25 protein-coding genes, 1 tRNA gene and 1 pseudogene are annotated in these 25,221 nt (G+C 61.6%); 12 read left to right on the top strand and 15 right to left on the bottom strand.

Going from position 1 to position 25,221, the window contains the following annotated elements:
* Positions 1-99 precede the first annotated feature (99 nt).
* From PFEN_RS15405 to PFEN_RS15415, 3 genes are all read left to right on the top strand, one after another.
* Complete coding sequence (locus PFEN_RS15405; RefSeq protein WP_191487673.1) at positions 100-804, top strand: polyphenol oxidase family protein; 705 nt, start codon at positions 100-102, stop codon at positions 802-804.
* A gap of 217 nt (positions 805-1,021) precedes the next feature.
* Positions 1,022-1,336 carry a type II toxin-antitoxin system RelE/ParE family toxin gene (locus tag PFEN_RS15410; protein ID WP_191487674.1) on the top strand — a complete coding sequence of 105 codons (315 nt, stop codon included), beginning with the start codon at positions 1,022-1,024 and terminating at the stop codon, positions 1,334-1,336.
* Positions 1,337-1,338: 2 nt separating this feature from the next.
* Positions 1,339-1,629 carry a helix-turn-helix domain-containing protein gene (locus PFEN_RS15415; protein WP_191487675.1) on the top strand — a complete coding sequence of 97 codons (291 nt, stop codon included), beginning with the start codon at positions 1,339-1,341 and terminating at the stop codon, positions 1,627-1,629.
* A gap of 191 nt (positions 1,630-1,820) precedes the next feature.
* Here the strand turns inward: PFEN_RS15415 and PFEN_RS15420 are convergent, their stop codons facing one another.
* Positions 1,821-2,846 carry a hypothetical protein gene (locus PFEN_RS15420; RefSeq protein WP_191487676.1) on the bottom strand — a complete coding sequence of 342 codons (1,026 nt, stop codon included), beginning with the start codon at positions 2,844-2,846 and terminating at the stop codon, positions 1,821-1,823.
* 170 nt (positions 2,847-3,016) lie between these two features.
* On the opposite strand from PFEN_RS15420, the gene PFEN_RS15425 reads away from it, so the two are divergent.
* Positions 3,017-3,256: a hypothetical protein gene (locus PFEN_RS15425; protein ID WP_191487677.1), complete on the top strand. Its 240-nt coding sequence runs from the start codon at positions 3,017-3,019 to the stop codon at positions 3,254-3,256.
* 122 nt (positions 3,257-3,378) lie between these two features.
* On the opposite strand, the gene PFEN_RS31195 is transcribed toward PFEN_RS15425, so the two are convergent.
* Positions 3,379-3,561: a hypothetical protein gene (locus PFEN_RS31195; protein WP_191487678.1), complete on the bottom strand. Its 183-nt coding sequence runs from the start codon at positions 3,559-3,561 to the stop codon at positions 3,379-3,381.
* 362 nt (positions 3,562-3,923) lie between these two features.
* Here PFEN_RS31195 and PFEN_RS15435 point away from each other — a divergent pair, with 362 nt between their 5' ends.
* Entirely contained in the window at positions 3,924-4,514 is a 591-nt protein-coding gene (locus PFEN_RS15435; RefSeq protein WP_191487679.1) for a hypothetical protein, read from the top strand.
* A gap of 280 nt (positions 4,515-4,794) precedes the next feature.
* Here the strand turns inward: PFEN_RS15435 and PFEN_RS15440 are convergent, their stop codons facing one another.
* From PFEN_RS15440 to PFEN_RS15500, 13 genes are all read right to left on the bottom strand, one after another.
* Positions 4,795-5,364, bottom strand: a complete 570-nt coding sequence (locus PFEN_RS15440) for a hypothetical protein (protein ID WP_191487680.1) — start codon at positions 5,362-5,364, stop codon at positions 4,795-4,797.
* Between the two features lie 541 nt (positions 5,365-5,905).
* Positions 5,906-5,979: transfer RNA gene (locus PFEN_RS15445), tRNA-Cys, on the bottom strand.
* 148 nt (positions 5,980-6,127) lie between these two features.
* Positions 6,128-7,594 carry an FAD/NAD(P)-binding protein gene (locus tag PFEN_RS15450; RefSeq protein ID WP_191487681.1) on the bottom strand — a complete coding sequence of 489 codons (1,467 nt, stop codon included), beginning with the start codon at positions 7,592-7,594 and terminating at the stop codon, positions 6,128-6,130.
* 14 nt (positions 7,595-7,608) lie between these two features.
* Positions 7,609-8,376, bottom strand: coding sequence for an ABC transporter ATP-binding protein (locus tag PFEN_RS15455; RefSeq protein WP_191487682.1), 768 nt, complete (start codon positions 8,374-8,376; stop codon positions 7,609-7,611).
* Positions 8,377-8,379: 3 nt separating this feature from the next.
* On the bottom strand, positions 8,380-9,720 hold the full coding sequence (locus tag PFEN_RS15460) for an ABC transporter substrate-binding protein (protein ID WP_191487683.1): 1,341 nt from the start codon (positions 9,718-9,720) through the stop codon (positions 8,380-8,382).
* Positions 9,721-9,756: 36 nt separating this feature from the next.
* Positions 9,757-10,806, bottom strand: a complete 1,050-nt coding sequence (locus tag PFEN_RS15465; RefSeq protein WP_191487684.1) for a branched-chain amino acid ABC transporter permease — start codon at positions 10,804-10,806, stop codon at positions 9,757-9,759.
* A gap of 3 nt (positions 10,807-10,809) precedes the next feature.
* Positions 10,810-11,691, bottom strand: coding sequence for a branched-chain amino acid ABC transporter permease (locus tag PFEN_RS15470; RefSeq protein ID WP_191487685.1), 882 nt, complete (start codon positions 11,689-11,691; stop codon positions 10,810-10,812).
* Positions 11,691-12,467, bottom strand: a complete 777-nt coding sequence (locus PFEN_RS15475; protein ID WP_191487686.1) for an ABC transporter ATP-binding protein — start codon at positions 12,465-12,467, stop codon at positions 11,691-11,693. The genes PFEN_RS15470 and PFEN_RS15475 overlap by 1 nt, the downstream gene beginning before the upstream one ends.
* Positions 12,464-13,459: an AMP-binding protein gene (locus PFEN_RS15480; RefSeq protein ID WP_191487687.1), complete on the bottom strand. Its 996-nt coding sequence runs from the start codon at positions 13,457-13,459 to the stop codon at positions 12,464-12,466. The genes PFEN_RS15475 and PFEN_RS15480 overlap by 4 nt, the downstream gene beginning before the upstream one ends.
* Positions 13,460-13,656: 197 nt before the next feature.
* Positions 13,657-15,054: an LLM class flavin-dependent oxidoreductase gene (locus PFEN_RS15485; RefSeq protein ID WP_191487688.1), complete on the bottom strand. Its 1,398-nt coding sequence runs from the start codon at positions 15,052-15,054 to the stop codon at positions 13,657-13,659.
* The gene (locus tag PFEN_RS15490; RefSeq protein WP_191487689.1) at positions 15,044-15,499 is read right to left on the bottom strand and encodes a hypothetical protein; all 456 of its coding nucleotides are present in this window, start codon (positions 15,497-15,499) and stop codon (positions 15,044-15,046) included. The genes PFEN_RS15485 and PFEN_RS15490 overlap by 11 nt, the downstream gene beginning before the upstream one ends.
* Positions 15,500-15,508: 9 nt before the next feature.
* Entirely contained in the window at positions 15,509-16,711 is a 1,203-nt protein-coding gene (locus tag PFEN_RS15495) for an SfnB family sulfur acquisition oxidoreductase (protein WP_191487690.1), read from the bottom strand.
* 326 nt (positions 16,712-17,037) lie between these two features.
* On the bottom strand, positions 17,038-17,601 hold the full coding sequence (locus PFEN_RS15500) for a helix-turn-helix domain-containing protein (RefSeq protein ID WP_191487691.1): 564 nt from the start codon (positions 17,599-17,601) through the stop codon (positions 17,038-17,040).
* Here PFEN_RS15500 and PFEN_RS15505 point away from each other — a divergent pair.
* The 7 genes and pseudogenes from PFEN_RS15505 (at position 17,560) to PFEN_RS15535 (ending at position 25,071) form a co-directional block, all read left to right on the top strand.
* A pseudogene (locus PFEN_RS15505) lies at positions 17,560-18,635 on the top strand (DMT family transporter). The gene PFEN_RS15500 and the pseudogene PFEN_RS15505 overlap by 42 nt on opposite strands.
* A 393-nt stretch (positions 18,636-19,028) precedes the next feature.
* The gene (locus PFEN_RS15510; protein ID WP_191487693.1) at positions 19,029-21,947 is read left to right on the top strand and encodes a monovalent cation/H+ antiporter subunit A; all 2,919 of its coding nucleotides are present in this window, start codon (positions 19,029-19,031) and stop codon (positions 21,945-21,947) included.
* On the top strand, positions 21,947-22,291 hold the full coding sequence (locus tag PFEN_RS15515; RefSeq protein ID WP_191487694.1) for a Na+/H+ antiporter subunit C: 345 nt from the start codon (positions 21,947-21,949) through the stop codon (positions 22,289-22,291). The genes PFEN_RS15510 and PFEN_RS15515 overlap by 1 nt, the downstream gene beginning before the upstream one ends.
* Positions 22,288-23,955, top strand: a complete 1,668-nt coding sequence (locus PFEN_RS15520) for a monovalent cation/H+ antiporter subunit D (protein WP_191487695.1) — start codon at positions 22,288-22,290, stop codon at positions 23,953-23,955. Before PFEN_RS15515 ends, PFEN_RS15520 begins: the two co-directional genes overlap by 4 nt.
* Complete coding sequence (locus PFEN_RS15525; RefSeq protein ID WP_191487696.1) at positions 23,952-24,440, top strand: Na+/H+ antiporter subunit E; 489 nt, start codon at positions 23,952-23,954, stop codon at positions 24,438-24,440. The genes PFEN_RS15520 and PFEN_RS15525 overlap by 4 nt, the downstream gene beginning before the upstream one ends.
* Positions 24,437-24,715, top strand: a complete 279-nt coding sequence (locus PFEN_RS15530; protein WP_191487697.1) for a K+/H+ antiporter subunit F — start codon at positions 24,437-24,439, stop codon at positions 24,713-24,715. The genes PFEN_RS15525 and PFEN_RS15530 overlap by 4 nt, the downstream gene beginning before the upstream one ends.
* Positions 24,712-25,071: a Na+/H+ antiporter subunit G gene (locus PFEN_RS15535; protein ID WP_191487698.1), complete on the top strand. Its 360-nt coding sequence runs from the start codon at positions 24,712-24,714 to the stop codon at positions 25,069-25,071. The genes PFEN_RS15530 and PFEN_RS15535 overlap by 4 nt, the downstream gene beginning before the upstream one ends.
* The last annotated feature ends 150 nt before the right edge of the window (positions 25,072-25,221 follow it).

Genomic DNA, 25,221 nt, shown 5'->3' on the forward strand with positions numbered 1-25,221 from the left:
GATCCGCTGGAGCATTCATGTATGATTTTCTCAGCACACGGATCAAAATAGATGTCTTGATTGAGAATGCACACACTTACTCCAGCAAGGTGACTCTTCGTGTATTTTTCTAAAAAATTATCGGCGATAACTCATATTGAGCACGGATTTTGTAATATTACGAAAAACGGTTTACCTGCCAATGAATTTCATCCACAACAAGAACACTCCAGCAAGGTGATTGAGGCTCGTGCTAGCGATGACTCAGGAACAATAACCGCTGACGCAGTCTTTACTAAATCCTCGCGCCCCATTTCGATCATAACCGCAGACTGCCTACCCATTCTGGTGAGCTCTACTGCCGAACCTTTTGTCGCTGCGATTCACGCGGGTTGGAGAGGCTTGTCCGCGGGAATTATAAAGAACTCTTTCAATGCTTTTTCTCTCGCTGGAATTGACAAGAGCAACTTGAGGGTGGCCCTTGGCCCCTGCATCAGGGAATGCTGCTATGAGGTACAGCTGCAAATGATCCGTGACATAGAGGCTGTTCATGGCGTGCTGTGGACGGGCGAACAAACCCCGTGGTCCTCTAGCAGGCCAACTCATAATGCAAACTCTGCCCTTGTTACGCATGGCGAAGCCTGGTTGAGCCTTTCAAAATACTGCCACCTTCTTCTGACCGCCGAGGGTATAAATCCGAGTCAAATAGATGAGTCAGCTATTTGCACTTATTGTTCAAATCTCGGATTCGGAAGCTATAGAAGGCGACAGCACAAATCAGAACCGAAAACTTTTCAATACTCGTGGATTCGTTCTCTATCATAGTGCTCGTGATCGGTTTCAACAGGAACAAAGTGAAAGAAAAAAATGGGGCCGTGCGCTCTGCCGATCGATGCAACAAGGACAAGTCGTGCTCATGCTTGCGGTCAATCACCCGTTGACGACCCATGCGGACATAAACATACCGTTACAGAAGACATGTGAACGTCCGCCCCCTCAGGTATAGGATTGCACGGAAGTAAGTCAGTGGCGTATATTTGCCATGGTATTTATTGAAACTCCATTGTTCATCCGCCGCGTCAGGGAACTGCTCGATGACTATGCCTATACAAGCTTTCAAAGGGCTCTGGTGCTGGCTCCCTCGGCTGGCGATGTCATCGAAGGTACTGGCGGGATCAGGAAAATCCGTGTCGCGGCTAAGGGCCACGGAAAACGGGGTGGTGCCCGAGTAATCTACTACCATTTTGTCTCGGCATCGCAGATAGCACTGCTGATGATCTACCCAAAGAATGAACAGCAAGACCTGACCATCGACGAACGCAAGGCGTTGAAAGCGGTCATTGAAAAGTGGAGATAACCATGAGCAAATTCTTTGCTGAGCTGATGGAAAGCGTGCAGCAAATGGACGAAATCGTGCGTGGCGAACGTCAACCCTCCCGCGAATTTACCGTCGACGCCTTGCAGATCAAAGAAATTCGCAAGGCTACCGGACTGAGCCAGGCCAAGTTCGCCGCGATGATCGATGTTCAGTTGGGTACCCTACGTAACTGGGAGCAAGGCCGGCGTGAACCTACTGGTCCGGCGAAAGCACTTCTGAGGGCCATTCACAACGATCCTGTGCATGTGCTCAACGCACTGGCATTTGACTGAGCCATGCTAAGGGCATCGTGAGATACCCTGCCCTATCTTCTCTTGTAGCTAGTGCCCCGTCGAGCGAAAGCCAGATTTTGGAGCGCGCTGGGTCTGGACAGACGTCTGATGAAGGATGGTCTGCGCCTGTCCCGTTCATATAGTCCACGACCGCGAGCAGCATCCAGAATGAGGCATCGCGCCCGACAGGGTCATTGCGGTGTGATCACAAACCAGTCGATCACCCCGACCTCACTGTTGGCCTTGATGGTCACCGAAGCCTCGCTGCCGCGCCGCTGGAGGATGGAGCGGCCCTGGGCGATTTTTTCACCCGAACGAAGATTGACCGCGTCCTGTTTATCGGTAGGACTGAACAGCCAGGCGCCACGGGAATCTCCCCATACTCGCGTACCCGCCGGGTAACGCCAGTCCCCCAGCGTGGCGGGCTGCGCCAGCTGCCCCTCCCATCTCTCAGGTCGCCGTTGTGGATCGAGGATCATGCGCAACGCGACCAATTGAAGTCCATCGAGGGCAATGTCCAGGTTGTCCGCGTCCTCGGCCCTCAGCATCCAGCTCGAACCGTCGCCATGCACCACCGTGCCCGCCGGCCAGCTCACACCGGCAATACTCACGCCCGGGACCAGGCCACACGCGGAAAAATGCCAGCGGCTGGGCCGGTACGTGTCCTCCATTTCCCGCCTGAAGGTCGCCCAGCTGCCCGCGGCACAGGACCAGCCTTGCACGAAGTGGTCATGCTCCAGATGGACACGGGAGCTGTCATATTCCGGCGAAAAATCAATTGCCACCACCGGCAACCCCAAGATCTCGAGGGGGGCGGGCAACTCGATGGATTTCAAGCTTTCAAGACCGTGCGCCTGGGGCTTTCCATCCCAACTCAGCGGGTCCAAGGTCCCCAGATGCGCTTGGCTGCCCGCCGGAAAATGCAACTCGCCCAAGTGTAGATCGGCCTGCAATCGGGGGTTCAGCGCCTGCTGTCGGGCCTGCTGTTCATCATCGATACGCTGAAAGTCGCGCCATATCACTCCACCCAGCCCGACAAACACCAGGGCCAGCGCAATCAAGCACGCATAACGCCGAGGATTACGCCGCAGGTGACGGCGCAACGGCGCAAACAGCAAGGCAACCAGGACCCACAGCAACCCGACACCGCTTATCGCGGCCAGCAACATCAACAGGAGAAGCAACAGAATGGCGGACGGATCAGGACCAAAGATCATCGAAACCAGGCGCTCACAAAGGGGACGGTAGTGAAAATGGCCATCACCTTACCACGGCCCAGAATAGGTCATAATGAGCGTCATGGAGATCACGACACCATCCAATAGTTGGCGCACCGTGCCCTACACCCTATGAACGCATCGCAGACCAACTTTTATCTGGACGTCACATGACACCCAACGCAGAGCGCTACAACCCTTCCACCGAATATGCCGACAAGCTGATTTCGCGCATCGGACAAACGCCTTCATGGATCGCAAAACGCATCGGCGTGACCGACAAGCGCATTCGATACATTCTTGATGGCGAAAGAACCGTCAAGGGAGAAACCACCGCCATTCAAATGACCTACCCCGAGCAGTTTGCCCTTGAGTGCCTTGCCGCAGAAGCTAGTGCCAGGAAGAAATAGGCGCTGATCCGAACGGGTTGTCGGCCCCCTGCGGAAAATGGGAATAGATTTATGTTCGCGATCTTATTTATTTCGATGGCAAAAAAATCATTCACTTTTCCGATGCGGACGAAAACGCTGCCTTAACCCCACAGGCCGTCATCAAGTCTTAAAGGATCAGTCATCCCGATTATCGCGATCACGACCGTGATTGCGATCATACCGTCGGTCGTTGTCACCACGATCATATCCGCGGTCTCGACCTTGATCATTGTCGTCGCCCTGCTCATATCTGCGACCGTGATCATATCCTCTGGCATGATCACGACCGTACCCGCCTCCGTCGTCCCAGATAGGCACGCAACCTCCCAGCAAGAGAGGGCCGGAAATGGCCAGGAGCATTATTACTGCGCGCTTCATTGGGACGTCCTGAAAGCTGGTAAGAGTAAAATATTGGACTGCAGATCAGCGCAATAATTCATTGGCAAAATACAGCGTTCAAAGAGGACGATGGCGGCGCGAGCGGCATAAAAAGTACCGCGGCATTCCCGTTTGACACGATGACTAGAATGCTATGATTGACCGATCTCCAGATCGGCAACAATTAGGACTGGCCTGTATCGCATGCGAGGGCGCTGCGCTTCGCCATGCGAATGGTCGTTGTTTCTTCACCTGAGAAGGAAGCATCATGCCAAGGAAGCTCGACGAGCGCGGGATCGTAGTAGTCATCGGCAGGTATAACCAGACCGTACCCTTGTTTCCGGGTAACGCCCAAGTCCCCATCCTCAAAACCATCGACCAGCGCGGCTTGGTGGAACTGCTCAACAACGCGACGACCAACGAGCCGGTGGCCGATCCCGCAACCGACCTACTCAATCTGATGATCAATCACTCCTGGTGCATAACCGCCGGTGTACACCGGGGAGGCCTGGGCGGTGCCGCTGGTGGGGCCGACCCGGAGCCCCACATTTCGCTATCGGTCAACGCAGTCGGCTACCACTTGCGCGTGAAATTGAAAGCCAAGACTTGGGTGCTGTGGGATATCACCGGGCCGACGCCGCCAGCGGCAGGCGCGATCCGGCTCAGCAAGGGAAAACAGGCGGCCGCTGACCGGAACGCCGCCCCCGTCGTGAGCGCAATAGACACGATGCGCATCAACTATGGCCTGACCGAACGGGAGGCGCTGCGTGCCTATGTACACATGCAAAAGCATATCGCCAACGGCGGTAACGATATCACCGCGCCAACCGCGGCAAAATGGGTGATCAACCAGCGCTGATACGCGTCTTTGGTTAGCATAGATCCAGTGGAAAAATGAGGTGCCATCGTTGCAGCAAGGCTGGAAATATTGATTACCCGCCCAAGGCCATGATCTCATTGGCCACTTTTTCTGCCTGCGCTTCGTCGCGACCATGGACGATGACGACGATGCGCTTTCAACTCGGCAACTCCAATCTTCACACACTCTTTGATCCGGCTCCATGCCGGGTAGAACACAAATATCCTACTTCAACAAATCACGCCGTCTTGGCAAAGCATGACTGCATGTCGCATCCCATTTATTGCTGAGGCGGAAACCAAAGACCAGTGCCGTCTATATATCCATTTCCATTCTGAGGCTGGTAAACGTACTGCTGCTGATAGGGGTTGAAAACCTGTTGTTGATATGGATTAAAATACTGCTGCTGAGGCTCTAAATATTCTACATCCTCATCGTCCTCATAGTGTTCTTGGGCGGTGTAATACGCAACCATATTCAACACCAAAACTAACCCCGCAGCACTTACCATAGGCCGATTATTACTTGCGTGATCAGAATGACTCGCTGCAATGAAAGAAGTATTGGGCCCTTCAAAAACCTTACGGGCGTCCGTCACAAAATTTTCAGTCGTGCGCCATGTAAGGGGGCCGTTTATTTGATAGCCCCACAAAGACACTCGCTCTAGAGATCGTTGCGTTGTTAGCGTCAGCCATTTGGAACTTCCGCCCTCAGTTGATATACAAAGAAATGGCCTGATACCTATGGTCCCCACCCCTTCTGGATCAGATACAGCCTGATCGGCAATGAGTGCCTCGCCGTCTAAGTAGGCAACGCAACCAGCAACAATTTCGTGCACTCCTAGCGGCATAACTAGCTCCTTTCAGTCCTTGATGATCGGAGCTTTAGGCATAGCTCACATCAGCGACAAGTGCCAACTCCTTAAATAATTTTTAGCGATTATCGAACGGCAAAAACAGCCCTATCAACGAGGATCGCTGACGTACCCCCACAAAACACCTTCACCGCCTCATCAGTCCCGTCAGCGGACTCCTGAAGGCTGCAACAGGTACCCCATGTTGCACAACAGGTGGGATGAAGCAAGAGAAAAGGCCGCGATGAACACGGCGACCTCTGGTGACGATGAGCTTGCAGCAACCAGCCGAAAGTTCCAGTTCAGGGATATTCGGCCGAAAGCCGACAGCGAAATCGAGGATATAGGCCATGCCAGCAGGCTGCTTGGACGCTCGAAAGAAGGGATGACGAAAAGGTCTATCGTCGGGTTGGCGAGATCGTAAACCCAACGAAATGATGTCGAGTTGCGGAACTCCTACCAATAGTTGCGGAACCCTTCTCATTTTTCAGACAATAAAAAAGCCCCGTAGACTATTGATCTACGGGGCTTTGAATAGTGGAGGCCGAGGTCGGAATCGAACCGGCGTAGATGGATTTGCAATCCACTGCATAACCATTTTGCTACTCGGCCTCAGGTCGAATCGAGCGCCCTTGCAAGACTGGCTTGCCGCAACTCCTTGATTCTTCAGCGTTCGCGACGTTGCCGCCCGAGCTGATGGCGCGCATTATGTCCTAGTTGAATGACACTGGCAACCCCCTGAATTCTAATAATTTTTAGCTCAACCCTGGTCTTTCCGCGCGGCCGTCAGTTGTGCCAGACGCACCGCCAGCGCCTTCGCCTGGCTGGCCACGTCGGTCACCGCCGTGCTCTCCCACCACATGCCGCGCAACGGCGGGCCCATGGCGAACAAGCGTGTGGAGATAGCGCCCTCGGCGTCCACCACCGCCCCACCCGGATCAGCCGCAATGCCCAACGCCAACGGCCCCGGGCGCACCAGCCCGCGTGCCAGCAGTTGCTGAGGTAAGGGCCGATCCACCCGTCGCCAGTCATATTCAATGCCCGTGGAGTTGATCAAGGCCATCCCCGTGACCGTGACCGTGCGCGCCTCTCCCCGTGGACGGATGGAAATACTCACCTGCCCATCCCGTGGTTCGTCCAACCCCTTGAACGATGCCGCCTCGATGGTCAGCCGCCCTTCCTGATACAAACGCGCCACCAACTCGGCACTCAAGGGCGGCGAGCGGTGGTGATGGCTCTCCCACCACGGTCGCACATGCCGGACAAACTGCCGACGCTCAACATCGCCGGCCTGGCTCCAGAGCCGACCGATATGCGCTCGCACCGTGTCCAGTGGGGCCTGCCAGTCGATCCCGGCCTCCAGCGCAGCGGTACATTGGCGCCGCACCTCGCGCAGCAACTGCCGGGGGCTACGAATACCGTGATCCGCCGCCAGGAAGTCCACCCACGTCGGCGGCTGACGCCGTACATGAGGCAACAGCCCATGCCGGGAAAACACCCGGATCGGCCCGCGATGCCCAGCCTGTTCCAGGGAGACCACGGCATCGACCATGGTCAACCCGGAACCAATGATCAGTACCGTCCCCCGCGGATCAAGTCGCGACATGGCCGCGACATCCCAAGGGTCCAGCGCCGCCGCATTCAGGCCACTGGAGTGTTTCTGCCGGGTCCGCGCCGCCGGGAACAAGCCGGTCGCCAGCACCGCGCAGGCACCTTCCAGACGCTGACCATCGGCCAGTGTCAGCCGCACACCGCCACTGTCGCTTTGCAGATCGACCGCCTCAGCCCGCACATGCTCGGCCGTCGATCCCGACACCGCCCCTCGCGCCCTCGCCTCGGCCAACCGCTGCTGAACATAGAGACCGAAGATTCCCCGAGGCGGAAAAAGCTCGCTGATCGGTACATGCTGTTGATCCGACTCAGGCCAGCCACCCTCGGCGATATAGGCTTGCAGCCACTGCGTCAGGTCATCGGCATTGTCCGGATCGACGCTCATCCGCGCCGCGTTGCCGTTCAAGGTATGCCCCAGCTCCGTGGCGCTATAGGCCTCACCCCGCCCCAGCTCGGCACGCGGCTCGACGATCAGGATCCGCCGCCGGCCCGGCAGGCGCAGCAACTGCACCGCCAACATGGCGCCACTCAAACCACCGCCGACGATCAGCACATCGGCGCGACCCGCAACCGCCGGGACGGCGTGTGTCGCCTGTCCGCTCAGGGTTTCACTCATTCTTCACTCTCTTGTCAGTGCTTGCCCAGGTAGAAGTCGTGCAAGTCGCCACGGGCCAGCAATTCATCCGCCGTGCCGCTGAGCACCACCCGACCGGTGTCGAGCACATGGGCCTGGGTCGCGTATTTCAACGCTACGTTAATGTTTTGTTCGGCAATCAGGAAGCTGACCTGCCGCTCACGATTGAGCTGCGCGACAATCTCGTAGATTTCCTCGACGATAATAGGCGCCAGGCCCATGGAAGGCTCGTCGAGCAAGACCAACGTCGGCCGCGTCATCAAGGCCCGACCGATGGCGACCATCTGCTGCTCGCCACCGGAGGTCAGCCCGGCCTGGGTCTTGCGCTTGGTTTTCAGGCGTGGAAACCAGGCATACAGCCGCTCCAGGTCGTCCTGCATCTGCCGTCGACTCAGGCCACGCACAAAACCACCGCTGCGCAGGTTGTCCTCCACCGTCAACTGACCGAACACATGCCGCCCCTCCAGCACATGCACCAGGCCGTCGCGCACACGCTGGCTCGGGTCGACCGCCAGGCTGTCACGTCCCTGGAAGTGAATGCTGCCGCGCGTGACCTGTGCCCGCTCGGCCCGCACCAGCCCGGAGATGGCCTTGAGGGTGGTGCTTTTACCGGCGCCATTGGCCCCGAGCAAGGCGACGATGCCGCCCTTGGGCACACTCAGGGACACCCCGGACACCGCCAGGATCGTCCGGTCATAGATCACCTCGATGTCCGAGACCTGCAACAGCGGTGCGGCGCTGGCTTCAAGCGCGGGTTGGCCCATGGTTCACTCACCCGCCGCGCAGGTGCGCGGAGTCAGGTGTTTTTCCTCGGCGAAGGCCGCCGACTTCGCGTCGATCAGCGGCCGCAACAACGCCCGATCCGCCGCGATCCAATCGCTGACCAGGCTCCAGTGGCTACCGTCCCATTGCTGGACCCGCGCCGATCCACCGCCTTCATGATCGCTGCAGGACAGCTTCAGGTTCTGCATCAGGCCGTAGAAGCCCATGGCCTTGAGTCGCGCATCGTCGATGTCCAGGTGTTCCAATCCCCAGCGCCCTTCTTCGCCCTGCAACGGGCGTTTGCCGAACTTGCCCTGCCCGGTGCGAATCGCTTCCACCGCAATCGCCGCGTTCACCAGCCCGGAGTTGTAGTAGACGCTGCCGAAGTTGCCCAGGTCCTTGAGGTCGCTCTTGCCCTTGTCGAGGATGTACTGCTTGAGACGCTTGTGAATCTCGAAGTCCGTGCCCGCCGGGTAAGGTGTCAGCGCCAGGTAACCCTTGGCCGCCGCGCCAGCCGGCAATACGTCTTCGCTGGAGCTGGCCCAGATATCGCCGACGATATGGTCAACCGGGAAACCAAAACGTGCGGCGGTCTTGACCGCCACCGGCGTCGACACGCCCCAGGTGCGCAGGAACACCCAGTCCGGGTTGAGCTGGCGGATCTGCCGCCATTGCGCCGACTGTTCGTTGCCCGGATCGGCCACTGGAATCTGGATATTCTCGAAGCCGTATTTTTCCGCCAGCAGTTTCAGCGGCCCGAGGGTTTCGCGACCATAGGCCGAGTCGTGGTAGACGGTGGCGATCTTCTTGCCCTTGAGTTTGTCGAAACCGCCCTCGCGCTGGGCGATATAGTTCACCAGGGTCGAGGCTTCGCTGTAGAAGGTCAGCATCACCGGGAAGTTATAAGGGAAGACCTTGCCGTCGGTGGCCTCGGTGCGCCCGTAACCGAGGGTGATCAGCGGGATCTTGTCGACTTCCGCGCGTTCGCTCAGGGCGTAGGCCGCCGGCGCGCCGTTGGGCTGATAGACCGCCACTGGCGCGCCATCCAGGCCGTTCTTGAAGCGCTCATAGCACTCGATGCCCTTCTCCGCCGTCCATTCGGTCTCGCACTCCTGCCAGACCAGCTTGACGCCGTTGATCCCGCCCTCCGCGTCGTTGATGTAATTGAGGTAGTCGATCATCCCGGCCCAGACCTGCACGCCGCTGGAGGCATAGGCACCGACCCGATAGGTGGCCAGGGGAAAGAACTGCTGGTCGGACGAAGCCTCGGCCATCGGACTCATCGTGCCGAGAACTGTCAGGGCCAGGGCCGTGGCGGCCAGTGATCGTTTGAAAAGTGCACGCATGGTGGAAAGGTTCTCCAGGTATGGGAAGTCGCCAAGTCAGAAGCGCAACGGCCAGTGCCGCAGCCGCTCGCGGGTATTGCTCAGCAGGCGGATCAGTCCTTCTGGTTCCTTGATCAGGAACAGGATGATCAGCACGCCAAAGATGATTTTCTGCAGGTTCTGCAACTGCCCGGCATCCACCGCCCCGCCGAGCAAGGCCTGCCCAAGGTGGCTGAGCAGGATCGGCAGCAGGCAGATAAAGGCCGCGCCGACGAAGTTGCCGGCGATGCTGCCCATGCCGCCGATAATGATGATGAAAAGGATCTGGAACGACCGATTGATATCGAAGCTGCCGGCGCTGGCCGTGCCCAGGTAGGCGAACGCCCACAGCGCCCCGGCGATACCCAGGTAGAAGGAGCTGACGGCAAACGCCAGGCGCTTGTAGCGTGCTACCGGGATGCCGATGACGGCCGCGGCGGTGTCCATGTCGCGGATCGCCATCCAGTTGCGCCCGGTCTGGCTATTCACCAGGTTGCGCGCGACCCAGGTCAGCAGCAACACCGTGACCAGGGTCAACAGGTAGCGGCCCAGCGGGGTATTCAGGTCATGCCCGAGCAACGCCAGGCTCGGCGCGGAAATGGTCCCGGACGAGCCGTAGTTGTAGAACCAGGGAAACTTGACGAACAACCACTCGAGGAAAAACTGCGCGGCCAGGGTGGTGACCATCAGGTAGAAACCCTTGATCCGCGAGCTGGGCAGGCCGAACAGGAAGCCCACCAGGCCGCTGATAATGCCGCCACCGAGCAGCGCCAGGGGCAAGCCGAGTTCCGGCAGGCGCAGCAGAAAACCGTAGGTGGCAAAGGCCCCCACCGCCATGAAGCCCGCCGCGCCGACCGAGGTCTGTCCGGTGTAGCCGGTCAGCAGATTGAGCCCCAGTCCCGCCAGGGACAGCACCAGGAACGGGATCAGGATCGCACTCAGCCAATAGTCGTTGCCCACCAGCGGCACGATGCCGAACGCCAGCACCAGCAGGCCGAGCAACGACCACGGCAGGCGCCGTTCTACCAGCACCCAGGGTGCCGTTTCACTCATCACGGGAACAGACATGCTTCAGACTCGCTCGATGGCCCGCTCGCCGAACAGGCCGGCCGGGCGGATATACAGGAAGGCCAACGCCAGGACATAGGCGAACCAGGGGGTGATGCCGCCACCGATCAGCGGCCCGATATAGACTTCGGCGAGGTTCTCGGCGGCGCCGACGATCAGCCCGCCGACAATCGCCCCGCCGATCGAGGTGAAGCCACCAATGATCAACACCGGCAAGGCCTTGAGCACCACCAGCGACAGGGAAAACTGCACCCCTTGGCGCGCGCCCCAGAGCAGGCCCGCCACCAGGCCGACACAGCCGGCCACCGCCCAGACGATCTGCCAGATGCGATTGAGGTTGATGCCAATCGACAGCGCCGCCGTGGTGTCGTCGGCCACCGCCCGCAGCGATATGCCGATCCGGGTCTTGTTGAACAGCAGCGCCAGGACCACGACCAGCACCACGGCGGTGGCGGCGGCAATCAGGTCGAACTGGCTGAGCATCACCCCGTGGACAAACAGCGGCACGTCGTCGATGCCCAGGTCCAGCGCGCGGACCTGTGAACCCATCAGCCCTTGCGCCAGGCCCTCGATAATGAAGGACAGGCCGAGAGTGGCCATGAACAAGGTGATCTGCGAGCGATTGACCAACGGCCGCAACACCAGGCGCTCGATCAGCAGCGCACCGATCACCATCACCCCGACCGCCAGCAGCAGCGCCAGGGCGAACGGCACGCCTTGATCGTGCAGGCTGACGAAAGTCAGGGCGGCGAACAGCAGCATCGCGCCCTGGGCGAAATTGAACACACCACTGGCCTTGTAGATCAGCACGAAGCCGATGGCGACCAGCGAATACAGGGTCCCGGCGAGCAAGCCGCCGATCAGGGTCTCTAGGAAAAACGCCATCAGTGCACGGCTCCCAGGTAGGCCGCGATCACCTCGGGATTGCCCTGCACCTCGGCCGGCGTACCGTCGCCGACCTTGCGCCCGTAATCGAGTACCACCACATGATCGGACAAGCCCATCACCACCCCCATGTCATGTTCGATCAGCACCACGGTGGTGCCGAGGTCGCGATTGACGTCGGCGATAAACCGCGCCATTTCCTGTTTTTCTTCGGCGTTCATGCCGGCCATCGGTTCGTCCAGCAGCAACAGCGTGGGCCCGGCGATCAGCGCGCGCCCCAGCTCCACGCGTTTTTGCCGGCCATAGGACAAGGTGCCCACCGGCACATCGCGCACGGCCTGCAGCTCCAGCAACTGGAGAATGTGCTGGGCCTTGCGGCGAAAGGCTTCCGCCTCCCGCCGCGCCCGGGGCAGGCCCAGGGCCTGTTCGAGAAAGTGGCTGCGCATATGCCGCGACAGACCGGTCAGGAGGTTGTCGATCACGCTCATCTTCTTGAACAGCGCATTGTTCTGGAAGGTCCGGCCAATGCCGCGACGGGCCGCGTCCAGGGGATCGATGCGGCGAAAGCGCTGCCGCGCGAAGACGATCTCGCCGCTGTCGAAGCGGTAGACCCCGTTCAACAGGTTGAGCAACGAGCTCTTGCCCGCGCCGTTGGGCCCGATCAGGGCGCAGATCTCACCGCGTAGCACGTCGAACGACAGTTCGTTGATGGCCTTGACCCCTTTGAACGACAGCGACACGCCGCGCACTTGCAAAATCGGTTCGAGGGTACTCATGCGCTTTTCCGTCCCGGGGCATCGACCCGCCATTGATTGAAGGCCGCCGGTACGTTCGATGGTGTTGCCGGTTGCCAGATGTATTGCAGACGTTGGAAGCCCAGCAAGCGCCGCACACGTTGCTTGAGCAAACGGGCCACGAGCCGTTCGGGATGGGCCAGCGCCCACTCGCACAGGCGCCGGCGCCAACTGCCCGGAGGGGCCAGGCGTTGGTCGATTTCGTCCGCCAGCGTCTGCAGGCGTTCCGCTGACAGCAACAGGCCGGACGGCGCGACCTCGCCGCGATCACGACTGGCGCTGTCGCGGCTCTCCGGGAAGGCCAGGCCGTGGCCGCCGTGCAGCCACTGCTCCAGCACCACGCTCAAGCCGCCCTGCCAGTGGGTATCTTCTTCGCTCCACAATGGCGGCTGGAGACTCGCCGCGCGCCACAACACTTGCGGGCGTGGCTCCTGGCTGTTGCCACCGAGACTGGCGAAGGCGAGCACGCGTTGCCTGGGTGAACCGGGTAGGCGTCCGGGCAATTGATTGGCGATCAGTACCGTGGGGACGGTGCTGGAATCAGCGGCAGCGAGCCAGTCGAGCAGTTGCTGGCCGTTGTCGACAAACCCGTGGCTGGGTTGCAGGCGCCAGAAGGTCTGGCCGAGGGTTTCGGCGGTCAGGTCCGGGGCCAGGCTCAAGACCTTGCCGCCAATGGAATGAGCGGCCAGTGCCAGCAGCAACAGGTTCGGTTCCAGGACACCGCTGACGGCCAGCCGCGAGTCGGCGCTGAAGCCCTGCTGGCGCAGGCCGTCGGCCAGGCGCTCGACTTCGCGCAAGGCATCGATCCAGCGCCAGCTGTGCCATTGTCCGTGGCGCTTGTGACGCAAGGCCGCCTGCAACGGACTGACCTGGGCCCAGTGGCGCAGTTGCTCAAGGGCACCGGGGAAGATCGAGACCGTTTCAGGGTGCGGCGGATGGATAACGGGCGGACGTTTCAGTTCGTGCACGCTCATGGGCTCACCTCGTTCAGTCAATGTGGCGAGGGGGCTTGCCCCCGTTGGGGTGCGAAGCGCCCCTAAAACCAGTGATCGCGGTGTGTCAGGTAGAACACGGCAATCAGTTTTGCGACTGCTTCGCAGTCGAGAGTGGCGGTGCGGCGTCCCGACAAGCCCGCTCGCCACAAACAGTTCTATCGCCATGGAGTGGCTGATCAGGCCGATCGCAGGCTCTTCCCGCGCGACGCCGCCAGGTCCCGATACCCCGCCCCCGGATGGATATCCGCCAGCTTCGGCCCCGCGCCGAAGAGCTTCTCGCGCAAGGTCCCCGGGGTGTACTCGGTCTTGTACACACCGCGCTTCTGCAACTCCGGCACCAACAAGTCCACCGCATCGACAAAGGTCTCGTGGGTCAGTGCATAGGCCAGGTTGAAACCATCGACATCGGTCTCTTCAACCCACTCCTGCAACAGGTCCGCCACGGTTTCCGGGCTGCCGACAAACAACGGCCCGAAGCCACCGATCCCGACCCAATCCGCCAGCTCGTTAGGCGTCCAGATCCGGTTCGGGTCGGCCGTGGAAAAGCTCTCCACCGCCGACTGGATAGCGTTGGTGTGCACATGCCGCAACGGTTCATCGGGCTTGAACTGACTGAAGTCGATCCCGGTCCAGCCCGAGATCAGCGCCATGGCACCCTCGTAGCTGACATAGGATCTGTATTCCTCGAACTTGGCCTTGGCCTTGGCGTCGGTCTCGCCGAGAATCACCGTCTGCAGGTTGAAGATCAGGATGCTCCTCGGGTCCCGACCGGCCTCGGCCGCGCGCCGACGGATATCGGCCACGAGTTTTTTCAGCAGGACCTTGGACGGCGCGGCGACGAACACGCACTCGGCATGCTCGGCGGCGAACTGCTTGCCACGACTGGACGCGCCGGCCTGGTAGAGTACCGGCGTGCGTTGCGGCGACGGTTCGCAGAGGTGGATGCCGGGCACCTGGAAGTGCTTGCCGACATGCTGGATCTCGTGGATCTTGCTCGGGTCGCTGAACACCTTGCGCGTCCGGTCACGCAGGATCGCGCCGTCTTCCCAACTGCCTTCCCAGAGCTTGTAGCAGACCTCCAGATACTCTTCGGCATAGTCGTAACGCGCGTCATGTTCGGTCTGGGCGCGCTGGCCAAGGTTCTTCGCGCCGCTTTCCAGGTACGAGGTGACGATGTTCCAACCGGCGCGGCCCTTGGTCAGGTGGTCCAGGGTGGAAAGGCGTCGGGCAAACGGATACGGGTGCTCGAACGACAGCGAGGCGGTGAGACCGAAGCCCAGGTGCTCGGTGACCAGCGCCATGGGCGGGATCAACTGCAACGGATCATTCACCGGCACCTGGGTCGCCTGGCGGATCGCCGCGTCGCCATTGCCGTTGTAGACGTCATAGATGCCCAGCACATCGGCGATAAACAGGCCGTCGAACTTGCCCCGTTCGAGGATCTTCGCCAGGTCGGTCCAGTACTCCAGGTCCTTGTATTGCCAGGAACGGTCCCGTGGATGGGCCCACAGCCCGGGTGACTGATGGCCGACGCAGTTCATGTCGAAGGCATTGAGGCGGATTTCACGGGACATCGACAGCACTCCTGGCGTCCGGCGGAACCACACCATTGAGGCGGAAATCACCGATCAGGCGGTATTTGAGATGCAACGGATCCTGCAGCGGATCATGGCTGGGTGGCCACTCGCTGCGCTGGCCGGTCAGCTCCAGTTCGACCTGGCCGACCTGCGCCAGGGCGTCGCTGCTGGCGATACTGGCCTCGGCGACCGCGATGACTTTTTCGGCCGCGTCCTGGCCGCCAGCGGCAATGTGCTCGGCGCGCTCCAGCAGGGCCGCCGCCACGTCAATGCGAATCCACAGGTCGCCAAACTTGCCGATCACTTGGGGATCGGTCGCCAACCGGGCATGGGTACGCACAACACCCAGGGTCCGCTCCAGGACTTGGCGGGCGTGGTGCAGATCGCCCGCCACCTGCGCCAGGGTGGGTTGTTGGCTGATGGGAGAAGTCAATGCGTTCATCGTGAGCTCCTAGTTCCAGGCATGTCGGGCCGGTTTGACGCCGTTGAGCAAGTAATTGCCGATCAGGTGGTATTTCCAGCGGGCCGGGTCATGCAGGGTGTGCGTGCGGGCATTGCGCCAATGGCGATCGAGGTTGTGCCTGGCCGATACCGAACGGGTACCGGCCAGTTCGAAAAGCTTGCTGCTGGCCAGCAGCGCGATTTCGGCGGACAGCACCTTGGCCTCGGCCACCACCACCGAGGCCAGGGCGACGCTGTCTTCGCTGGGCTGCGCCAGCGCGTGGTCGACCGCCTGCCCGGCCTTGTCCAGGATCGCTTCGGTGCCGTGCACCCGCCACTCCAGGTCGCCGATGGCGGCCTGGGTGAACGGGTCCTGCCAACCATGTTCCTGCTGGCTGTCGATCCAGGGCCGGGCCTGACGGGCATGCTGCTTGGTTGCTTCGAGGGCGCCGAGGGCAATGCCGGTGTCGACGGCGGCCTGGATAATCTGCGAAATCGGGCCGCTGGCGGTGGGCAGGTCAAAGGCCTTGTGCGCTGGAATCACGCTGCTGCGCGGCACCCGCACGTCGTTGAACAAGGCGTTGCCGCTGGCGGTGGTGCGCTGGCCGAAGCCATCCCAGTTATCGACGATGGTCAGGCCCGGGGCACCCTGTTCGACAAAGGCGATCTGTGCCTGGCCGGCCTCGTCGAGCCCGACCACCGGGACGATATGGGCGAACAAGGCACCGGTGCAGTAGAACTTTTCACCGTCGATGCGCGCGCTGTCGCCGTCAAAACGGATACGGGTGTCGAAGGTGCCGGCGTTCTTGCTCTTGGCTTCGGAAAACGCGTTGCCGAAACGATAGCCTTGCAGCACCTTGGCGAAGTAATACTGCTTTTGTTCCGCGCTACCGGTGTGCAGCAGGATATCCACCAGGCCGAGATGGTTCTGCGGTATCTGCCCGAGGGACGAGTCGGCGGCCGAAATGATCTTGATGACTTGCGCCACCGTCACATAGGAAACGCCGGCACCGCCGTAGGCCTTGGGAACGGTAATGCCCCACAGGCCGCTGGCGGCGAATTCGTCGAGTTCGGCGGCTGGCAGGCGCCGCTCGCGGTCACGCACGCCGGCCTCGACGGCAAAACGCGCGGCGAGGGTCCTGGCCGTGGCAATGGCCTCTTCATCCGAACGGATGACATGGGCGGTGTAAGCAGGTTTGGCGACAGTTGTCATAGACCGACTCCAGAGTCCTTGAAAATGCGAAACGCATGACAAGGACATAGCAGGAGTCGTGCCTGAAAATAAAATCTATATTTTTCAGTAAGTTAAATTTAAAACGCAGAACAGATCACCGCTATAAAACAGCAAACTGTGCGGACACTGTTGCCCAGGCAACAGTGGGTACGGGGTTTTTCCCACGCCGGCCAGAGATGAAGATGGAGACTTGAGAACAGCACGGACCTGTAGGAACGGCCGGTCGACGCTCGATTGCCCGCGAAGCTTTTGGCGGCCTCAAGGGCCTCTTCGCTGGCAAGCCAGGCTCTACGGGGTCGTGGTGCCTACAACACCACGTTGCGGATAAAGCGCGTCGCCACTTCGCCATCGTTGCGATAGCCATGGGGCTGGTTGCTGGGAAACATGAAGAACTCCCCAGCCGCTACCAGGCGCGGCTGCTCCCCGAGCAGCACCGTCAGGCAGCCTTCAAAGACGTAGATCTGCTCGCTCCAGCCGTCGCAGTCCGGCTCCGAGTCATAGCGTTCCCCCGGTTCCAGGCGCCACTCCCAGAGTTCGACTTCGCGGCTGGCCATCGCCTTGGCCAGCAATACCGCCTTGCTCCCCGGAATCAGCCCGGCCCAGGCCAGTTCGTTGATCCGACTCGGGTCGCGGGCATCCGGCGCCTGGATCAGGTCGCTGAAAGCCACGCCCAACGCCTCGGCCACCCGGTCCAGGGTGGTCAGGCTGACATTCTTTTCCCCCGCCTCGATCGCCACCAGCATACGGCGGCTGACCCCGGATTTTTCCGATAGTGCGCTCTGGCTCAATTGAGCCGCATGGCGCAGGCGACGCACGTTCAAACTGACATGCTGCAATACCGACGCGCGCTGCGAAGTTTCTTTGTGCACTATATTGCTCACTTGATTGGTTTGCGCAGTATACTGCCCAGCTTCGGCGCATTGTGCGTCTCACCCGGATAGTGTGCAAGGCCATGACTGCGGCGAACTCCAACACCTCGTTTGCCTCGACCCTGCGGTTCAGCAAGGCCGAGTGCGTGCTGATCCTGATCACCGTCGTGTGGGGCGGCACCTTCCTGCTGGTGCAGAACGCCATGACCGTCAGTGGCCCGATGTTCTTCGTCGGCCTGCGCTTCGCCGCGGCAGCCAGCATCGTCGCCCTGTTCTCGGCCAACAGCCTGCGCGGTATCACCGCCTTCGAGCTGAAGGCGGGGTTCTTCATCGGTACCGCGATCATGCTCGGCTACGGTCTGCAAACCGTGGGTCTGCAAAGTATTCCCAGCAGCCAGTCGGCGTTCATTACCGCGTTGTACGTGCCCTTCGTGCCGCTGCTGCAATGGCTGGTGCTGGGCAAGCGCCCGGGACTGATGCCGAGTATCGGGATCATGCTGGCGTTTACCGGCCTGATGCTGTTGTCCGGGCCCAATGGCGCGCAGCTGAATTTCAGCTCCGGGGAGATCGCCACGGTGATCAGCGCCATTGCGATTGCCGCCGAGATCATCCTGATCAGCAACTATGCCGGCAAGGTCGATGTACGCCGGGTGACCGTGGTGCAGTTGGGCACCGCGTCGATATTGGCGTTTCTGATGATCGTCCCGACCCAGGAGGCGTTGCCGGAGTTTTCCTGGTTGCTGCTGGCCAGCGCGGTCGGCCTTGGCGCCGCCAGCGCGGCGATCCAGGTGGCGATGAACTGGGCGCAGAAGAGCGTGTCGCCGACTCGCGCGACCCTGATCTATGCCGGGGAGCCGGTATGGGCCGGAATTGCCGGGCGTTTGGCCGGCGAGCGCCTGCCCGGGATCGCGCTATTGGGGGCGGCGTTGATCGTCGCGGCAGTAATCGTCAGTGAGTTGAAAACCAAGGGTAAACAACGTGTCGAGGTCATTGAAGAGGCAACAGAAGCCGAAGGGCTGGACCCGAACAAATAGCTGAACCGCGTTATCGTTCTTCGCGAGCAAGCTCGACTCCTACAGGTTTTTGCGTTTTATTGTGGCGAGCGGGCTTGCCCGCGCTGGGGCGCGCAGCGGCCCCAAAACCGCTGATCTCGCTGTATCAGGCAGAACGAGATGTCCGGTTTTACGGCTGCGGTGCAGCCGAGCGCGGGCAAGCCCGCTCGCCACAAACTATCACTCAGCTTCACACCACCTTGAACTTCCCATATCCAGCCGACTCCCCGTCCTAGACGTTCATCCGTCCACGAGTCAGACCAGGCGCATCAGCCATTTACCACCTACCTTGTAGGATTCTGCCACAGGTTCCCGGTTGGTGATCCTCGGCGTGCCACGTATGATTCTTCGCAAACTCCTGCAGATTAGAAGCCTATGTCCCTGATAGTTCTACTGCTTCTGCCTTTTATCGGCAGCTGTCTGGCCGCCGTGCTACCGCATAACGCCCGCAACAGCGAATCGCTCCTGGCCGGGGTGATTGCCCTGGCCGGCACCCTGCAGATGGCACTGTACTACCCGCAGATTGCCCACGGCGGCGTGATTCACGAGACCGTCAACTGGCTGCCCAGCCTGGGCCTGAACTTCGTCCTGCGCCTGGACGGCTTCGCCTGGCTGTTCTCGATCCTGGTACTGGGCATCGGTACGCTGGTGTCGCTGTATGCCCGTTACTACATGTCGCCGGAAGATCCGGTGCCACGCTTTTTCGCGTTTTTCCTGGCGTTCATGGGCGCCATGCTCGGCCTGGTACTGTCGGGTAACCTGATCCAGATCGTGTTCTTCTGGGAACTGACCAGCCTGTTCTCCTTCCTGCTGATCGGCTACTGGCATCACCGCAGCGACGCCCGTCGTGGCGCCTATATGGCGCTGACCGTGACCGGGGCCGGCGGCCTGTGCCTGCTGGCCGGCGTGCTGATTCTCGGTCATGTGGTCGGCAGCTATGACCTGGACACCGTGCTCGTGGCCGGCGATCGGATCCGCGCCCACGCCCTGTATCCGCTGCTGCTGCCACTGATCCTGATCGGCGCCCTGAGCAAGAGCGCGCAGTTCCCCTTCCACTTCTGGCTGCCCCACGCCATGGCCGCGCCAACCCCGGTCTCGGCCTATCTGCATTCGGCGACCATGGTCAAGGCCGGGGTGTTTCTCCTCGCGCGCCTGTGGCCGTCGCTCTCCGGCAGCGATGAATGGTTCTGGATCGTCGGCGGCGCCGGGGCCGCGACCCTGATGCTCGGCGCCTACTGCGCCATGTTCCAGAACGACCTCAAGGGCCTGCTGGCCTACTCCACCATCAGCCACCTGGGCCTGATCACCCTGCTGCTGGGCCTGAACAGCCCGCTGGCGGCGGTGGCCGCGGTGTTCCATATTCTCAACCACGCCACCTTCAAGGCCTCGCTGTTCATGGCCGCCGGCATCATCGACCACGAAAGCGGCAGCCGCGATATCCGCAAGCTCAGCGGTTTGATCAAGCTGATGCCGTTCACCGCCACCCTGGCGATGGTCGCCAGCGCCTCAATGGCCGGGGTGCCGCTGCTCAACGGTTTCCTGTCCAAGGAAATGTTTTTCGCCGAAACCGTGTTCATCACTTCCACCGCCTGGGTCGAAATGGCGTTGCCGGTCATCGCCACCCTCGCCGGCACGTTCAGTGTTGCCTACTCGCTGCGCTTTACCGTCGATGTGTTCTTCGGCCCCACGGCCAGCGACCTGCCCCATACGCCCCATGAGCCACCGCGCTGGATGCGCGCGCCGGTGGAACTGCTGGTATTCACTTGCCTGTTGGTGGGAATCTTCCCGGCCCAGGTGGTCGGCTCGATCCTCGCCGCCGCGGCCCTGCCGGTGGTCGGCGGGACCTTGCCCGAGTACAGCCTGGCGATCTGGCATGGCCTCAACGCACCGATGATCATGAGCCTGATCGCCATGTCCGCCGGCGTGCTGCTCTATCTGCTGCTGCGCAAACAGCTCAAGCGCGGCCGCTTCAGCCGCCCACCGCTGATCGGCCGCTTCAACGGCAAGCGCCTGTTCGAACGCAGCCTGGTGATCCTGATGCGCTGCGCCCGGCGTGTCGAACGCCTGGTCAGCACCCAGCGCCTGCAAACCCAGCTGTTCCTGTTGGTGCTGGCGGCGGTGGTCGGCGGCCTGATCCCGATGTTGCACAGCAGCCTGTCCTGGGGCGAGCGGCCGAAAATCCCCGGATCGATCGTCTTCGTCACCCTCTGGCTGCTGGCCATCGCCTGCGCCCTGGGCGCCGCCTGGCAAGCCAAGTACCACCGGCTGGCGGCCCTGATCATGGTCGGCGTCTGCGGCCTGGTGACCTGCATGACCTTTGTCTGGTTCTCCGCGCCGGACCTGGCTCTGACCCAACTGGTGGTCGAAGTGGTGACCACGGTGCTGATCCTGCTCGGCTTGCGCTGGCTGCCACGGCGTATCGAGGAGGTCTCGCCCTTGCCCGGCAGCCTGCGCAAGGCGCGTGTTCGCCGCCTGCGCGACCTGCTGCTGTCGGGGACGGTGGGCGGCGGCATGGCGCTGTTGTCCTATGCCATGCTGACCCGACAGACGCCCAACGATATCTCTTCGTTCTACCTGCGCCACGCCCTGCCCGAAGGCGGCGGCGGCAACGTGGTGAACGTCATGCTGGTGGACTTCCGCGGCTTCGATACCCTCGGGGAAATCACCGTGCTGGTGGCCACCGCCCTGACCGTATTCGCCCTGTTACGGCGCTTCCGCCCGCCGAAGGAAAGCCTGGAACTGCCCAACCAGCAACGTCAACTGGCGCCGGACGTGGTCACCGACCTGGTCAACCCGCGCAGCGCCAGCGATACCGCCCTGGGCTTCATGATGGTGCCGGCGGTACTGGTGCGTCTGCTGCTGCCGATCGCCTTCGTGATTTCGCTGTACCTGTTCATGCGCGGCCACAACCAACCGGGCGGCGGCTTTGTCGCCGGCCTGGTGATGTCGGTGGCGTTTATCCTGCAATACATGGTTGCCGGCACCCAGTGGGTCGAAGCGCAGATGCGCCTGCGGCCGTTGCGCTGGATGGGTACCGGCCTGTTGTTCGCCACGTTCACCGGCCTCGGAGCGATGGCCTTCGGGTATCCGTTCCTGACCACCCACAGCGCCCACCTGCACCTGCCACTGCTGGGCGACGTCCATGTCGCCAGCGCGCTGTTCTTCGATATCGGCGTGTACGCGGTAGTGGTCGGCTCAACGCTGCTGATCCTCACCGCCCTGGCGCACCAATCGGTCCGTGCCCATCGGCCGAGCCAGCAACTTGCCTCTCAAGCCAAGCCAGGAGCCGCCTGATGGAAGAAGTCATTGCAATTGCCATCGGCGTACTCGCGGCCTCCGGTGTCTGGTTGGTACTGCGCCCGCGGACGTTCCAGGTGGTGATGGGGCTGTGCCTGCTGTCCTATGGGGTCAACCTGTTTATCTTCAGCATGGGCAGCCTGTTTATCGGCAAGGAACCGATGATCAAGGATGGCGTGCCCCAGGACCTGCTCCACTACACCGACCCGCTGCCCCAGGCCCTGGTGCTCACCGCCATCGTCATCAGCTTCGCCATGACCGCGCTGTTCCTGGTGGTGCTGCTGGCCTCGCGGGGCCTGACCGGCACCGACCACGTCGATGGCCGGGAGCCCAAGGAATGAACCCGATGTCGCACCTGATCATCGCGCCGATCCTGCTGCCGCTGCTCACGGCGGCGCTGATGCTGATGCTCGGCGAGAAACACCGGCCGCTCAAGGCCCGCCTCAACCTGGGCTCGAGCCTGATCGGCCTGGGCATCTCGGTGCTCTTGCTACTCGGCACCCAGGCCGGCGAAACCGCCTCCATCGGCGTCTACCTGCCGAGCAACTGGCAGGTGCCGTTCGGCATCGTGCTGGTGGTCGACCGCCTCTCGGCGCTGATGCTGGTGCTGACCGGCATTATCGGCGTGAGCGCGCTGCTGTTCGCCATTGCCCGCTGGGACCGCGCCGGCGCCAGCTTCCACGCACTGTTCCAGATCCAGTTGATGGGTTTGTACGGCGCCTTCCTGACTGCCGACCTGTTCAACCTGTTCGTGTTCTTCGAGGTCCTGCTGGCCGCTTCCTACGGCTTGCTCCTGCACGGTTCGGGGCGCTCGCGGGTCTCGGCGGGATTGCACTACATCGCGATCAACCTGCTGGCCTCGTCGCTGTTCCTGATCGGCGCGGCATTGATCTATGGTGTCACCGGCACCCTGAACATGGCCGATCTGGCCCTGAAGATCCCGCTGGTGCCGGAAGCCGATCACGGCCTGCTGCACGCCGGCGCGGCGATTCTGGCCGTGGCTTTCCTGGCCAAGGCCGGGATGTGGCCGCTGAACTTCTGGCTGGTGCCGGCGTACTCCGCGGCCAGCGCCCCGGTGGCGGCGATGTTCGCGATCATGACCAAGGTCGGGGTCTATACCTTGCTGCGTCTATGGACCCTGCTGTTCTCTGGCGAAGCCGGCGCCTCGGCGCATTTCGGCGCTGACTGGCTGATCTACGGTGGCATGGCGACCATCGCCGGCGCCGCCGTGGCGATCCTCGCCGCCCAACGCCTGGAGCGCCTGGCCAGCCTGAGTATCCTGGTATCGGCCGGCATCCTGCTCTCAGCCATCGGGTTTGCCCAGCCGAACCTTACGGCCGGCGCGCTGTTCTACCTGGTCAGCTCGACCCTGGCCCTGAGTGCGCTGTTCCTCCTGGCCGAACTGATCGAACGCTCGCGCTCGGCCAACGAACTGCCGCTGGACGAAGACATCGATCCGCTGCCACGGCCGCAGGAATCCCCGCACCCGCGTCCGGGCACCAACCTGGACGACGAACAGAAAGCCGTGGTCGGCCAGGTCATTCCCTGGACCATGGCCTTTCTCGGCTTGAGTTTTATCGCTTGCGCCCTGCTGATCATCGGCATGCCGCCACTGTCCGGCTTTATCGGCAAGCTGAGCTTGCTCAGCGCCCTGCTCAACCCGAAAGGGCTCGGCATCGACGCTCCGATCTCCACGGCGGCCTGGGCCCTGTTGGCGTTGCTGGTGCTATCCGGGCTCAGCTCACTGCTGGCTTTCTCGCGCATGGGCATCTCGCGCTTCTGGACACCCCTGGAGCGCCCGTCGCCGGCGCTGCGGCGCTTCGAATACCTGCCGATCGTCGCCCTGCTGGGCCTGTGCATCCTGCTGACCGTCAAGGCCGAGCCGCTGCTGCGCTATACCCAGGCCGCGGCTGAATCCCTCGACAGTCCCGGGCGCTACATCAGCGCCGTGCAGGCCAGCCGCCCGATACCGAATCCGTCCGCCGCCGTCGAGGTACAGCCATGAAACGTCTGTTCCCCGCGCCCTGGCTATCCCTGGCGCTCTGGCTGTTGTGGCTGGTACTGAACCTGTCGCTGAGCCCCGGCAACCTGCTGCTGGGGGCGGCCCTGGGCGTCTTCGCCCCGCTGATGATGGCGCCATTGCGCCCACGGCCGATCCGTATCCGCCGTCCCGGGGTGATCCTGCGCCTGCTCCTGCGGGTCGGCGCTGACATGCTGCTATCGAACCTCGCCGTCGCCTGGAACGTGCTCAACGCCGGCCGCCGCGCGCCACGCTCGGCCTTCGTCAAGGTGCCCCTCGAGTTGCGCGACGCCAACGGCCTGGCCGCGCTGGCGATGATTTGCACGGTGATTCCCGGCACCGTCTGGTCGGAACTGGCCCTGGACCGTAGCGTCCTGCTGTTGCATGTGTTCGACCTGGACCAGGAGGCGGCGTTTATCCAGCACTTCAAGGCGACCTATGAACGCCCCCTGATGGAGATCTTCGAATGAGCGGACTGCTCGCCAATGCGATCCTGCTGAGCCTGTTTATTTTCAGCGTGGCGCTGGTCCTGACCGTGGTCCGGCTGTTCAAGGGCCCGTCAGCGCAAGACCGGGTCCTGGCCCTGGACTACCTCTACCTGATTGCCATGCTGATGATGCTGGTGCTGGGTATCCGCTACGCCAGCGACACCTATTTCGAAGCGGCGCTGCTGATTGCCCTGTTCGGCTTTGTCGGCTCGTTTGCCCTGGCCAAATTCCTTCTGCGCGGCGAGGTGATCGAATGAACGCGTTATCGCCGTGGATCGAAATTCCGGTGGCCTTGTTGCTGCTGGCCGCCAGCCTGTTGGCCCTGTGCGGCGCCATCGGCCTGTTGCGCATGAAGGACTTCTTCCAACGCATGCACCCGCCGGCACTGGCCTCGACCCTCGGTGCCTGGTGCGTGGCGCTGGCCTCGATCCTGTATTTTTCGGCGCTCAAGTCGGAGCCGGTGATCCATGCCTGGCTGATCCCGATCCTGCTGTCGATCACCGTGCCGGTGACCACCCTGCTGCTGGCCCGCACCGGGTTGTTTCGCAAGCGTATGGCTGGGGATGATGTGCCTGCGGAGGTGAGCAGCGGGAGTACCGAGGGCAAGGGCTGAGCTATTTGCAAGTTTTCTAGCGTTCTCACGGGCCTCTTCGCTACGGTGCGGCGTCCCGACAAGACAGGCTCCTGCAGGACTTTATAAATTCATCATCATTGCCTTCAGGCAAAAAGCCGGTAATACAAACATTCATCGTTAAATCCGTCC

The organism is Pseudomonas sp. FEN (genome assembly GCF_904067045.1).
In the GTDB taxonomy this organism is placed as follows: domain Bacteria; phylum Pseudomonadota; class Gammaproteobacteria; order Pseudomonadales; family Pseudomonadaceae; genus Aquipseudomonas.